Annotated in this window: 13 protein-coding genes; 11 read left to right on the forward strand and 2 right to left on the reverse strand. The window is 70.4% G+C overall.

Features of this window, described 5'->3' with window-relative positions; translation table 11 throughout:
- Window positions 1–59: 59 nt before the first annotated feature.
- The gene (locus RTK35_RS21685; RefSeq protein ID WP_044404954.1) at window positions 60–590 is read right to left on the reverse strand and encodes a DUF2062 domain-containing protein; all 531 of its coding nucleotides are present in this window, start codon (window positions 588–590) and stop codon (window positions 60–62) included.
- Between the two features lie 147 nt (window positions 591–737).
- Between RTK35_RS21685 and RTK35_RS21690 the strand changes: the two genes are divergently transcribed.
- The 8 genes from RTK35_RS21690 to murB all read left to right on the forward strand — a co-directional run bounded on the left by RTK35_RS21690 (window position 738) and on the right by murB (window position 7574).
- Window positions 738–2960, forward strand: a complete 2223-nt coding sequence (locus RTK35_RS21690) for a DNA internalization-related competence protein ComEC/Rec2 (RefSeq protein ID WP_316908964.1) — start codon at window positions 738–740, stop codon at window positions 2958–2960.
- Window positions 2961–3032: 72 nt separating this feature from the next.
- Window positions 3033–3668 carry a MotA/TolQ/ExbB proton channel family protein gene (locus RTK35_RS21695; protein ID WP_044404948.1) on the forward strand — a complete coding sequence of 212 codons (636 nt, stop codon included), beginning with the start codon at window positions 3033–3035 and terminating at the stop codon, window positions 3666–3668.
- Window positions 3665–4108 (forward strand): ExbD/TolR family protein, encoded by a 444-nt coding sequence (locus RTK35_RS21700; RefSeq protein ID WP_044404945.1) that lies wholly within the window; start codon window positions 3665–3667, stop codon window positions 4106–4108. Before RTK35_RS21695 ends, RTK35_RS21700 begins: the two co-directional genes overlap by 4 nt.
- On the forward strand, window positions 4108–5112 hold the full coding sequence (gene lpxK, locus RTK35_RS21705) for a tetraacyldisaccharide 4'-kinase (RefSeq protein ID WP_074968647.1): 1005 nt from the start codon (window positions 4108–4110) through the stop codon (window positions 5110–5112). Before RTK35_RS21700 ends, lpxK begins: the two co-directional genes overlap by 1 nt.
- A gap of 35 nt (window positions 5113–5147) precedes the next feature.
- Window positions 5148–5333 (forward strand): Trm112 family protein, encoded by a 186-nt coding sequence (locus tag RTK35_RS21710; protein WP_069561688.1) that lies wholly within the window; start codon window positions 5148–5150, stop codon window positions 5331–5333.
- On the forward strand, window positions 5333–6097 hold the full coding sequence (kdsB, locus tag RTK35_RS21715; protein ID WP_316908965.1) for a 3-deoxy-manno-octulosonate cytidylyltransferase: 765 nt from the start codon (window positions 5333–5335) through the stop codon (window positions 6095–6097). The genes RTK35_RS21710 and kdsB overlap by 1 nt, the downstream gene beginning before the upstream one ends.
- Window positions 6097–6558, forward strand: coding sequence for a low molecular weight protein-tyrosine-phosphatase (locus RTK35_RS21720; RefSeq protein ID WP_044404933.1), 462 nt, complete (start codon window positions 6097–6099; stop codon window positions 6556–6558). The genes kdsB and RTK35_RS21720 overlap by 1 nt, the downstream gene beginning before the upstream one ends.
- Window positions 6555–7574, forward strand: a complete 1020-nt coding sequence (gene murB / locus RTK35_RS21725) for a UDP-N-acetylmuramate dehydrogenase (RefSeq protein WP_316908966.1) — start codon at window positions 6555–6557, stop codon at window positions 7572–7574. The genes RTK35_RS21720 and murB overlap by 4 nt, the downstream gene beginning before the upstream one ends.
- Before the next feature lie 81 nt (window positions 7575–7655).
- On the opposite strand, the gene RTK35_RS21730 is transcribed toward murB, so the two are convergent.
- Complete coding sequence (locus tag RTK35_RS21730) at window positions 7656–8717, reverse strand: SMP-30/gluconolactonase/LRE family protein (protein ID WP_074968655.1); 1062 nt, start codon at window positions 8715–8717, stop codon at window positions 7656–7658.
- 300 nt (window positions 8718–9017) lie between these two features.
- On the opposite strand from RTK35_RS21730, the gene RTK35_RS21735 reads away from it, so the two are divergent.
- The 3 genes from RTK35_RS21735 to RTK35_RS21745 are packed head-to-tail and all read left to right on the forward strand — an operon-like array spanning window position 9018 to window position 12038.
- On the forward strand, window positions 9018–10709 hold the full coding sequence (locus RTK35_RS21735) for a VWA domain-containing protein (RefSeq protein ID WP_316908967.1): 1692 nt from the start codon (window positions 9018–9020) through the stop codon (window positions 10707–10709).
- A gap of 1 nt (window position 10710) precedes the next feature.
- Window positions 10711–11301, forward strand: coding sequence for an RNA polymerase sigma factor (locus tag RTK35_RS21740; protein ID WP_074968659.1), 591 nt, complete (start codon window positions 10711–10713; stop codon window positions 11299–11301).
- Window positions 11298–12038 (forward strand): hypothetical protein, encoded by a 741-nt coding sequence (locus tag RTK35_RS21745; RefSeq protein ID WP_316908968.1) that lies wholly within the window; start codon window positions 11298–11300, stop codon window positions 12036–12038. The genes RTK35_RS21740 and RTK35_RS21745 overlap by 4 nt, the downstream gene beginning before the upstream one ends.
- Window positions 12039–12090: the final 52 nt, after the last annotated feature.

Genomic DNA, 12090 nt, shown 5'->3' on the forward strand with positions numbered 1-12090 from the left:
CGCCCGGATGCCGCAGACGAAAAAACGCCGCAGTGATGCGGCGTTTTCGTTTCCCGGTGTCAGGCCCCCGTGCGCTCGCGGCGGCGACGTTGCCGCTTGCGCCAGCTGTGGGCGACCCACCAGCGCCAATAAAGCATGGTGAGCACGTAGCCCAGCGCCCCCACCAGCACACCGCAGACCAGCGAGCCCAGCAGGAAGGGTTGCCACAGGGTGGACAGCTCCTGGGTGATCCACTCCCAGGTGAGCGAGTCCGGCAGCGTGCGCGGTGCCACGCCCATCAGCCAGGCCCCCATCTTGTAGGTGCAATAGAACACCGGCGGCATGGTGATAGGGTTCGTCAGCCACACCAGCCCCACCGAGATGGGCATGTTGGCCCGCACCATTACCGCCAGGCCGGCGGCCAGCAGCATCTGCATCGGGATCGGCACGAAAGCCGCGAACAGCCCCATGGCCATCGCCCGCGAGACGGAATGGCGATTGAGGTGCCAGAGGTTGGGATCGTGCAGCAGCGTGCCGAGGAAACGCAGGGATTTGTGCTCCCTGATCGTGTCCGGGTTGGGCATGTAGCGTTTGAAGAGGTGGCGCGGCATCGGCGGTCTCGGCGGGCGGAAGCGCCGGTCATTATGCATAGCGATTCATGACACCGCCGGGACAGTTTGTGTCGATAAATGAACGAACCCGAGGCCCCCGCTCAACCACGGGCCTCGGGTTCGCATCGTCTCCAGGGAGGGCAGGGGATGCGAGGTTTCTGGCTGGCCCTGGCCAGCGGGCTGCTGGTGCTGCGCTTCCTGCCGGCGCTGCCGCCCGGTTGGCTGCTGCTGGGGCTGGCGGGCATCGGCGTGGTGCTGCTGCCCTGGCGGACGCGGGCGCTGGGCGTTGCCCTGATCGGCTTCGCCTGGGCCTGTCACTGCGCCCAGGTCGCCCTCGATGACCGGCTCGACCCGGCGCTGGACGGCACCACCCGCTGGCTGCAGGGGCAGGTGGTCGGCCTGCCGCAGCAGGAGGGCGGCGTGGTGCGCTTCGAACTGGTGCCCGCCGTCATCGAAGGGCTGCGCCTGCCCGGGCGGATGCGGGTGTCCTGGTACGGCGGGCCGGAGGTGCGCAGCGGCGAGACCTGGCGACTGGCCGTCACCCTTCGCCGCCCGCGTGGCCTGGTGAACCCCCACACCTTCGACTACGAGGCTTGGCTGCTGGCCCGGCATATCGGCGCCACCGGCACGGTGAAGGCGGGCGAACGGATCAACGCGGCCGAAGGGCCCGGTGCCTGGCGTGACGACCTGCGCCAGGCCATCCAACGGGCCGAGGCGCGGGGGCGCAACGGCACCATCGCCGCGTTGGTCCTGGGCGACGGCTCCGGCCTCAGCAGCCGCGACTGGCGGCACCTGCAGGACACCGGCACGGTCCACCTGATGGTCATCTCCGGGCAGCACATCTCCCTGCTGGCACTGCTGCTCTACGGTGTCGTGGCCGCCCTGGCCCGGCTCGGGCTCTGGCCAACGCGCCTGCCCTGGCTGCCCTGTGCCTGCGTGCTGGCTCTGGCCGGCGCCCTCGGCTATGGGGCGCTGGCCGGGTTCGACGTACCGGTGCAGCGCGCCTGCCTGATGACCGCCCTGGTGCTGCTCTGGCGCCTGCGTTTCCGCCGGCTCGGGGTGGTCACGCCGTTGTTGGCGGTGCTCTGCGCCGTGCTGCTGGTGGACCCGCTGGCCTCCCTGCAGGCGGGCTTCTGGCTCTCCTTCGCGGCCGTGGCGCTGCTGGTGCTGGTGTTCGCCGGGCGCCTGGGCAGCCCGCCGGCCTGGCGCAGCGCGTGGCGGGCACAGTGGGCCCTGAGCCTGGCGCTGACCCCGGCGCTGATGGCCCTTGCCCTGCCCATCAGCCTCAGCGGCCCCGTGGCCAACCTGGTGGCGGTGCCCTGGGTCAGCTTCGTCTCGGTGCCGCTGTCCCTGGCCGGCACGGCCCTGCACGCCGTGCCCGGCCTGGGTGAGGGCCTGCTGTGGCTGGCGGGGCTTTCCCTGGAGGGGCTCTTCCTTTTATTGGGTTGGGTCGCCGAGGCGATGCCGGCCTGGCAGGCGCCTGCACTGGCGGTCTGGAGCTGGGGCCTGGTGCTGCTGGGCTGCCTGCTGCTGATCCTGCCGCCGGCGCTGCCGTTTCGCCTGCCGGGCCTGCTGTTGCTGGTGCTGCTGGTTTGGCCGCCCCTGCAGCGGCCCGCGCCCGGTACGGCGGATGTCCGCGTGCTGGACGTGGGGCAGGGCCTGGCGGTGCTGGTGCTCACCGAGCACCACGCCTTGCTGTATGACGCCGGCCCGCGCCAGGGCGGCTTCGACCTGGGCGAGCGGGTGGTGGTGCCGGCCCTGCGCGGGCTGGGTGTACGGCATCTGGACGAACTGCTGCTGAGCCACGCCGACAACGATCATTCCGGCGGGGCCGAGGCGGTGGTGCGTGCCCTGTCCGTGGCACGGGTGATCAGCGGCGAGGTGGAGCGCCTGTCGCCCGGCCTCAACGCCCAGCCCTGCGAAGCCCGCCAGTGGGAGTGGGATGGCGTGCACCTGCGCACCTGGCGCTGGCCCGAGGCCCGCGACAGCAATGATCGCTCCTGCGTGCTCACCCTCGAGGCCAACGGCGAGCGCCTGCACCTGACCGGCGACCTCGGCCAGGCCGCCGAAGCCGCCTGGGCGGAGAGCGGCGAGCGCCTCGCTGCGGACTGGCTGCTGGCGCCCCACCATGGCAGCCGCAGCTCCTCCTCGGCGCGCCTGCTGCAGGCGGTGCGGCCGCGCGGGGCGCTGATCTCCCGGGGCGCGCGCAACGCCTTCGGTCATCCCCATCCCCAGGTGCTGGCGCGTTACCGTGCGCTGCCGGCGGCTCTTTACGACACCGCCGAGTCCGGCGCGCTGCTGATTCGCCTGGGCACCCACGGCGAGGTGTCGGGACTGCGGAGCCAGGCACGTTTCTGGCGGGAAAAATGAGAACAGCGACGGTCGGCGGGCCGGGTGCCCTGTGCTAGAGTTGCGCGACTTTTTTCGAGGGGATTTACCACCGTGTGGGAGCTGGTCAAAGCAGGCGGCTGGATGATGCTGCCGATCATTCTGAGTTCCGTGGTCGCCACCGCCATCATCGCCGAGCGTCTCTGGACGCTGCGCAAGAACCGTGTCGCACCGCCGCAACTGCTGGGTCAGGTCTGGCGCATGGTCAAGGACAAGCAGCTCAACAGCCAGAAGCTCAAGGAGCTGCGCGCCTCCTCGCCGCTGGGTGAGGTGCTCGCCGCAGGCCTGGCCAACTCCAAGCACGGTCGCGAGATCATGAAGGAGTGCATCGAGGAGGCCGCGTCCCGCGTCATCCACGAGCTGGAGCGCTACCTCAACACCCTCGGCACCATCGCCGCCATGGGCCCGCTGCTCGGCCTGCTGGGCACCGTGTTCGGCATGATCGAGATCTTCGGCGGCTTCATGGACAACGGCATGGCCAACGCCCCGGCCCTGGCCGGCGGTATCGGCAAGGCGCTGATCACCACCGCCGCCGGCCTGATGGTCGCCATCCCCGCCGTGTTCTTCCACCGCTTCCTGCTGCGTCGTGTCGACGAGCTGGTGGTGGCCATGGAGCAGGACGCCATCAAGCTGGTGGAAGTGACCCAGGGCGACCGTGAAGTGGACTTCGCAGAGGAAGGCAAAGCGTGAAGTTCCGCCGTCGGGCGGGCAACGTGGCCCGCGAGGAAGTCTTCCTCAACCTGACCTCGTTCATCGACGTCATCTTCGTGCTGCTGCTGTTCTTCGTGGTCACCACCACCTTCAGCCGCCCCAGCGAGATGAAGATCGAACTGCCCGAGGCGGTCAGCGGCACGCCCACCGAGGCCACCACCGAGAAGACCCTGGAGCTGAGCATCAGCGCCGACGGGCAGTACGCCCTCAACGGCCAGGTGCTGGTGAAGAACGACCTCACCACCCTGATGAACGCCCTGGGCAAGGAATCCGGTGGTGACAACAGCCTGCCGATGATCATCAGCGCCGACGCCAAGACCACTCACCAGTCGGTGATCACCGCCATGGATGCCGCCGGCAAGCTGGGCTTCAGCAAGCTGCGCATCACCACCGTCGAGGCCCAGCCGGAGAAGCCCTGATGGCCTTCTCCGACCGCCTGCTGGAGGCCTGGTACCGGGGCCATCCCGCACTGGGCCTGCTGCGCCCGCTCGAGGCCCTCTACCGCCGCATCGCCGCCCGCCGCCGCGCCGCCTTCCTGGCCGGCGAGGGCGAGATCTACCGCGCCCCGGTCCCGGTGATGGTGGTGGGCAACATCACCGTCGGCGGCACCGGCAAGACCCCGATGATCCTCTGGCTGATCGAGCACTGCCGGCAGCGCGGCCTGCGCGTCGGGGTGGTCAGCCGGGGCTACGGCGCCGAGCCGCCGCACCTGCCCTGGCGGGTCGAGGCCGACCAGAGCGCCGCCGTCGCCGGTGATGAACCCCTGCTGATCGTCCAGCGCAGCGGCGTGCCGCTGGTGATCGACCCCGACCGCTCCCGCGCCGTCCGCGCGCTGCTGGAGGAGGGGCCCTTCGACCTCATCCTCAGCGACGACGGCCTGCAGCATTACCGCCTGGCGCGGGACATCGAACTGGTGCTGATCGACGCCGCCCGTGGCCTCGGCAATCGCCGCTGCCTGCCGGCCGGCCCCCTGCGCGAGCCCGCCGAGCGCCTGGCCAGCGTCGATGCCGTGCTCTACAACGGCGCAGACGAGGGCCCAGACGGTGCCCACGGCTTCCGCCTGCGCCCCTCGGCGCTGGTCAACCTGCGCAGCGGCGAGCGCGTCGGGCTCGAACATTTCCCGCCCGGCCAGGCCCTGCACGCGGTGGCCGGCATCGGCAACCCGCAGCGTTTCTTCACCACGCTCGAGGCGCTAAACTGGCGCCCGATTCCGCATGCCTTCGCCGATCACGCCCGCTTCGGGCCCGCCGAGCTGCAGTTCAGCCCGCCGCTGCCCCTGGTGATGACGGAGAAGGACGCGGTCAAGTGCCGGGCCTTCGCCGGCGCCGACTGGTGGTACCTGGCGGTGGACGCCGCACCATCCGCCGGCTTCGTCCGCTGGCTCGATGCGCGCCTCGCCGCACTGGCGCCGGCCCGCCCCTGAAACCCGCCCCCGAGGCGGTCACCAAGGATTCCCCCATGGACCCGAAACTGCTCGACATCCTCGCCTGCCCGCTGTGCAAGGGCCCGCTCAAGCTCGCCGACGACAAGAGCGAGCTGATCTGCAAGAACGACGCCCTGGCCTTCCCCGTGCGTGAAGGCATCCCGGTGATGCTCGAAGGTGAAGCCCGCACCCTCAACGTCGACGAACGGCTGGACAAGTGATGGGCCAGGCCTTCACCGTCGTCATCCCCGCCCGCTACGCCTCCACCCGCCTGCCCGGCAAGCCCCTGCAGGACATCGGCGGCAAGCCGATGATCCAGCACGTCTGGGAGCAGGCCCGCCGCAGCGCCGCCGAGCGCGTGGTGGTGGCCACCGATGATGCGCGCATCGTCGAGGCCTGCCAGGGCTTCGGCGCCGAGGTGGTGCTGACCCGCGTCGACCACAACTCCGGCACCGACCGCCTGGCCGAAGTGGCCACCCAGTTGGGCCTGGCCGGCGACGCCATCGTGGTCAACGTCCAGGGCGACGAGCCGCTGATCCCCCCGGCGATCGTCGACCAGGTGGCCGCCAACCTGGCCGCCCACCCGGAAGCCGGCATCGCCACCCTGGCCGAGCCCATCGGCGAGGTGCAGGCCCTGTTCAACCCCAACGTGGTGAAGGTGGTGACCGACCTCAACGGCCTGGCCCTGACCTTCAGCCGCGCACCGCTGCCCTGGGCGCGGGACGCCTTCGCCCGGGACCGCGACAGCCTGCCGGCTGGCGTGCCCTACCGCCGCCACATCGGCATCTATGCCTACCGCGCCGGCTTCCTGCACGACTTCGTCGCCTGGGGCCCGTGCTGGCTGGAAGACACCGAGTGCCTGGAGCAGCTGCGAGCCCTCTGGCACGGCGTGCGCATCCACGTCGCCGATGCCCTGGAAGCCCCGGCTGCCGGTGTCGACACCGCCGAAGACCTGGAGCGGGTCCGCCGCCTGCTGGGGGCCTGATGCGCGTTCTCTTCGTCTGCCTCGGCAACATCTGCCGCTCGCCCACCGCCGAAGGCGTCCTGCGCGGCAAGCTGGAACAGGCCGGCCTGGCTGAGCGGGTGGAAGTGGATTCCGCCGGCACCGCCGGCTGGCACATCGGCAAGGCGCCGGACCCGCGCACCTGCCAGGCCGCCGCCAAGCGCGGCTACGACCTTTCCGCCCTGCGTGCGCGGCAGGTCAGTGCCGAGGACTTCCAGCGCTTCGACCTGGTCCTGGCCATGGACCACTCCAACCTGCGCGACCTCAAGGCCCTGCACGCCGGCCGGGGCAACGCCCCGGACCTGTTCCTGCGCCGCTACGGCCTGGCCACCGAGGAAGTGCCCGATCCCTACTACGGCGGGGAAGACGGCTTCGAGACCGTGCTCGACCTGGTGGAGCAGGCCTGCGACGGCCTGATCGCCGAGATCCGGGAGCGCCTGTGAGCCTGCAACTGCACGACAACCAGCCCCTCAAGCCCTACAACACCTTCGGCGTATCGGTGCAGGCGCGCCTGTTCGCCGAGGCCCGCAACGACGACGAGGTGCGCGAAGCGCTGGCCCTGGCCGCCGAGCGCGACCTGCCGCTGCAGGTGATCGGCGGCGGCAGCAACCTGCTGCTGACCCGTGACCTCGACGCCCTGGTGCTGCGCATGGCCAGCCGTGGCATCCGCGTGCTGGCCGAGGCCGATGGGCGCGTCATCGTCGAAGCCGAAGCCGGCGAACCCTGGCACCCCTTCGTACTCTGGACCCTCGACCAGGGCCTGGCCGGGCTGGAGAACCTCAGCCTGATCCCGGGCACGGTCGGCGCCGCGCCGATGCAGAACATCGGTGCCTACGGGGTGGAAATCAAGGACGTCTTCGTCGGCCTCACTGCCCTGGACCGCCAGAGCGGCGAGCTGCGCGAGTTCGGCCTCGACGACTGCGCCTTCGGCTACCGCGAGAGCCGCTTCAAGCGCGAGGCCGGCCGCTGGGTGATCCTGCGCGTGCGCTTCGCCCTGGGCCGCGCCGCCGCCTTGCACCTGGACTACGGCCCGCTGCGCCAGCGCCTCGAAGCCGAAGGCATCAGCGCGCCCACCCCGCGTGATGTCAGCCGCGCCATCTGTGCCATCCGCAGCGAGAAGCTGCCGGACCCGGCCCAGCTCGGCAACGCCGGCAGCTTCTTCAAGAACCCTGTGGTGCCGGCCGCCCAGGCCGAAGCGCTGCGCCAGCAGTACCCCGACCTGGTGGCCTATCCCCAGGGCGAAGGCCTGGCGAAGCTCGCCGCCGGCTGGCTGATCGACAAGGCCGGCTGGAAGGGTTTCCGCGAAGGGGATGCGGGCGTCCATCGCCTGCAGGCGCTGGTACTGGTGAACCATGGCCAGGCCACCGGTGGGGAGATCCACGCCCTGGCCGGGCGCATCCAGGCGGACATCGCCGCCCGGTTCGGGGTCGAGCTGGAGATGGAACCCAACCTGCTCTGACCCCTGGCAGGCTGCGGGAATACCGACGGCGTTGAAAACGCCCGTCCGGAGGGCTCTCCCGGGCGGGAGAGCCCTTTTGCCTCAATGCAGCTTCAGCTTGCCGATGCGGTCGTTGTCCAGGCTGCCGAAGTACAGCGTGTCGCCCACCGGCTTCACCGACGTGATCATGCGCAGGTGCGTGCCGCTGGTGTCGTGCAGGCTGCGGATGATCTGCCCGTTCTCGTCCAGCGCGATCACCAGCCCGTAGGGCACCGGCTTCGGCCACAGCGCGCGGGGCAGCTTAGCGATCTGTGCCTTCAGCCAGGGCTGGGTGTGGAGGAAGTCCGCATCGGCCTTGCGCGGGGAGGGCAGGGCCACCCAGAAGGTGCCCTTGCGGTCGCCCTGCAGGTTGTCCGGCAGGCCCGGCAGGTTGTCGATGAACACGTCATGGGTGCCGGCCTTCTCGCCGCTCAGCCAGTAGCGGGTGATGCGGTAGCGGTAGGTCTCGTTCACCAGCACGAAGTCTTCCTTGGCCGACAGCGCCACGCCGTTGGCGAAGTACAGGTCCTTGAGCAGCACCTCCACCTTGCCGGTGGCCGGGTCGTAGCGCATCAGGCGGCCGTGGGGGCGGGCCTCCAGCAGGTCCAGCAGGTAGTCCGGCTGCTGGAACTTGTCCGAGGCGTCGGTGAAATAGATGCGGCCGTCGCTGGCGATGTCCAGGTCGTCGGTGAAGCGGAACGGGCCGCCTTCGGCCTCGGTGGCCAGCACCTTGATGGTGCCTTTCGGGTCGATGCTCAGCAGCCCCTTGTAGGCGTCGCCGACGATCAGGTTGCCCTGGGCGTCGAAGTCCATGCCCAGCGGGCGGCCGCCGGTCTCGGCGAAGGTTTCCAGGCGCCCGTCGGTGTCGATGCGCACCACGCGGCCGTCATGCAGGCCGGCGTAGACGCGGCCCTGGGCATCCACGGCGGTGTCTTCCGGCCCGTGCACCTGCCCCTTGGCCAGCAGCTCGGCCTTCATCAGCGTGTCGTTGGGTTCCAGCACCCCGGTCATGGTCGGCGCCGGCGGCGCATCCCAGGCCAGCGGGTCGATGGGGGAGGGGGTGAAGGCAAGGTAGAGGGTGAGCGCGAGGATCAACAGGGCCAGCAGGCCCAGCAACTTCTTCATGTCCGAATTCCCTGGCGGTGGCCCACGGGGCCTGGTTGTTGTCGGAGGCGGCTCTTTCGTGGCGTGCCGGCCGCCCCGGGGGATCGGCGCGAGGCCGAAGGTCCGAGGCGGGATGCTACTGCGTCGCGGTTAGGGTGGGGAGATTTTTTACGGACGACCCGCAAGCGGCGGCCGTTTTTCCGCCGCCAGGGGGGCGCATTCTCGAACCGCAAAAAAACTTCACACCCCTTAACCCGTTCGCCGAACCCCCTCCGTCTACTGGTGCACAAGGACATTCCGGTCCCCCCAGGAGAACCCGCCATGCACCCGCTCCAAGCCCTGACCCGTCGCCCCCTCGCCGCCGGTTTCGCCGCCACCCTGCTGCTCGCCCTGGCCGCCTGCTCCCAGCATGGCGGGGAGACCCGCGGCGCCGCCAACGAGTCGCAGAAAGACAGCCTGGCCGCCAAGCCCGTCGCCATCGAACCCAGCGCCAGCTACGCGGTGATGGAGCGCAAGATGATGGCACCGGCACCGGTGGCCCCCGCGCCGCTGACCGACAGCCTCCCCGGCTACCAGGACAGCTACCGCGAGCAGTACGCCAAGGTGGAAGAGAGCAGCGTCCACGCCGTGGCCGCCGAGCCGGTCTCCACCTTCAGCATCGACGTCGACACCGGCGCCTACGCCAACGTACGGCGCTTCCTCAACGGTGGGAGCCTGCCGCCCAAGGAGGCGGTGCGCCTCGAGGAGATGGTCAACTACTTCCCCTACAACTACCCGCTGCCCAAGGGCAACGTGCCGTTCGGCATCGACTCCGAACTGGCCCGCTCGCCGTGGAACCCCGAGGCGCGCCTGCTGCGCATCGCCATCAAGGCCTCCGACACCCAGGTCGCACGCATTCCCCCGGCCAACCTGGTGTTCCTGGTGGACGTCTCCGGCTCCATGGACCGTCGCGAAGGCCTGCCCATGGTGCAGGGCACCCTGAAGCTGCTGGTGGACCAGCTGCGCCCCGAGGACCGCGTGTCCCTCGTCACCTACGCCGGCGAAGCCCGCGTGGTGCTGGAGTCCACCCCGGGCAACGAGAAGGAGAAGATCCGCGCCGCCATCGACCAGCTGGCCGCCGGGGGCTCCACTGCCGGCGAGTCCGGCATCCAGCTGGCCTATGCCCAGGCCCGCAAGGGCCTGATCAAGGACGGCATCAACCGCATCCTCCTGGCCACCGACGGTGACTTCAACGTCGGCATCAGCGACTTCGACAGCCTCAAGGCCCTGGCCGAGGAGAAGCGCCGCACCGGTATCTCCCTCACCACCCTCGGCTTTGGCGTGGACAACTACAACGAACACCTGATGGAACAGCTGGCCGATGCCGGCGACGGCAACTACGCCTACATCGACAGCCTGCGCGAAGCCCGCAAGGTGCTGGTGGACCAGCTCAGCTCCACCCTCCAGGTGGTGGCCAAGGACGTGAAGCTGCAGGTGGAATTCAACCCCGCCCAGGTCAGCGAATACCGCCTGCTGGGCTACGAGAACCGTGCCCTCAAGCGCGAAGACTTCAGCAACGACAAGGTCGATGCCGGCGAGATCGGCGCGGGCCATACCGTCACCGCGCTGTACGAGATCGTCCCGGCCGGCGGCAAGGGCTGGCTGGAGCCGCTGCGTTACCAGCCGGCCGCACCGGCGGCCGGCAAGGCCGGTGAGCTGGCCTGGCTGCGCATTCGCTACAAGGCGCCGGGCACCGACACCAGCCGCCTGCTGGAGCAACCCATCGCCGCCGCCGACGCCCGTCCCATCGCCCAGGCCAGCGACGACCTGCGCTTCGCCGCCTCGGTCGCCGCCTTCGCCCAGCAGCTCAAGGGCGCCCGCTACACCGGCCAGTTCGGCTACGCCGACACCCTGGCCCTGGCACGCGGCGCGCGCGGCGATGACCCCTACGGCCTGCGCAACGAGTTCGTGCAACTGGTGGAACTCGCGCAAAGCCTGCAAAATCCGGCCTCCAACCCGGTACGGACCGAGTGACTTGAGCGACACCATCACGGATGACGACGCCGCCCTGCTGCGGCGTTACCGACGCGGCGATGCCGAGGCCTTCGGCGTGCTCTACGCACGCCATCGCCTCGGCCTCTACCGTTTTCTCTGCGGCCTGTGCGGCGACAGCTCGCTGGCCGAAGAGATCTTCCAGGAGACCTGGCTCAGCCTGGTGCGCAGCGCCAGCGAGCAGCGCGAGGCCGTGGCTTTCCGCACCTGGCTCTACCAGATCGCCCGCAACCGCCTGATCGACCATTGGCGCAAGCACGGACGGTTGCAGGGCAAGGTGGAGGCCTTCGACGAGCAGGCCCATGCCGACCTGCTGCCGAGCGAGGAGGCCGACGACCCCGAGGCCCAGCTGAGCCTCAGCCGCGACCGCCAGCGCCTGCAGGCCGCCCTGGACGAACTGCCCGGCGAGCAGCGAGAAGTCTTCCTGCTGCGCGCCCATGGCGACCTCGAGCTGCACGAGATCGCCGAGATGACCCGCACACCCGCCGAGACGGTGAAGAGTCGCCTGCGCTATGCCCTGCAGAAGCTGCGCCGGCTGCTGGCCGACCCCGCCGCCGAGGAGATATCCGCATGAACCAGGACCCACGCAGAGAGGACGAGCTGGAGCGGCAATTGCTCGCCCACTTCCGTGCCCACGGCGAGGGCGAGCCCTCCGCCGAGCTGGATGCACGCATCCTCGCCGCCGCCCGCGAGGCCGTACGCCCGCCGGCGCCGAGCCTGGGCCAGCGCCTGCATGCCTGGCTGTTCGGCCCCGGTGGCCGCCAGCGCTGGTCGGTGGCCTTCGCCGGCCTGGCCTGCCTGGGCGTGGGCGTCAGCCTGACCTTCCAGAACCTCGACCGGCAGCCGCCGGAGTACGCCGTCGCCCCTGCACCGGCCATGGCTCCAGCCGCCCCGGCGCCCCTGGCCCGCAGCGCTCCCGACCCGGATGCGGGCTACAGCGCCGAGCCGGCTGCGCCGCCGATGCAGGCCTTTTCCGCGCCCGCGCCGGCGGCGGAGATGAAAAAGGCCGCGTCCCAGTTCGAGTCCGCCCCGGTGGCCGCGCTGGCCGACAGCGCCACTGCCGATGCGCGGATCGCCGAGCAGGCCCGCCTGGCCGCCGACGAGGCCTTCCCGCCCGCCGCCAAGCTGGCCAAGCCCGTAGCTGCGCCCCTCGAACCGGCCCTGCAGCAGGGCCTGCGCGAGGTGCTGGAGTTGCGACGCCAAGGCCAGGCCAAGGCCGCCGACGAGCGCCTGGAGGCCCTGCGCAAGGCCTACCCCCGGCAGGACCTGGACGCCCTGCTGAAGGCCCTGGAGCCTTCCCCGGCGCCCTGATGGTCGCGACTTGCCGCCTGTGTCACGCCAGGGTGACGGTCGATCCGTCACC

It is taken from the genome of Pseudomonas sp. zfem003, assembly GCF_032621675.1.
Taxonomy (GTDB): Bacteria; Pseudomonadota; Gammaproteobacteria; order Pseudomonadales; family Pseudomonadaceae; genus Metapseudomonas; species Metapseudomonas otitidis.

Excerpts from the sequence above, each read along its gene's own strand:
- RTK35_RS21720 (WP_044404933.1), top strand. The coding sequence starts at position 6,097 with ATGCGCGTTCTCTTCGTCTGCCTCGGCAACATCTGCCGCTCGCCCACC.
- lpxK (WP_074968647.1), top strand. The coding sequence starts at position 4,108 with ATGGCCTTCTCCGACCGCCTGCTGGAGGCCTGGTACCGGGGCCATCCC.
- RTK35_RS21735 (WP_316908967.1), top strand. The coding sequence starts at position 9,018 with ATGCACCCGCTCCAAGCCCTGACCCGTCGCCCCCTCGCCGCCGGTTTC.
- RTK35_RS21745 (WP_316908968.1), top strand. The coding sequence starts at position 11,298 with ATGAACCAGGACCCACGCAGAGAGGACGAGCTGGAGCGGCAATTGCTC.
- RTK35_RS21710 (WP_069561688.1), top strand. The coding sequence starts at position 5,148 with ATGGACCCGAAACTGCTCGACATCCTCGCCTGCCCGCTGTGCAAGGGC.
- RTK35_RS21690 (WP_316908964.1), top strand. The coding sequence starts at position 738 with ATGCGAGGTTTCTGGCTGGCCCTGGCCAGCGGGCTGCTGGTGCTGCGC.
- RTK35_RS21730 (WP_074968655.1), bottom strand. The coding sequence starts at position 8,717 with ATGAAGAAGTTGCTGGGCCTGCTGGCCCTGTTGATCCTCGCGCTCACC.
- kdsB (WP_316908965.1), top strand. The coding sequence starts at position 5,333 with ATGGGCCAGGCCTTCACCGTCGTCATCCCCGCCCGCTACGCCTCCACC.
- RTK35_RS21685 (WP_044404954.1), bottom strand. The coding sequence starts at position 590 with ATGCCGCGCCACCTCTTCAAACGCTACATGCCCAACCCGGACACGATC.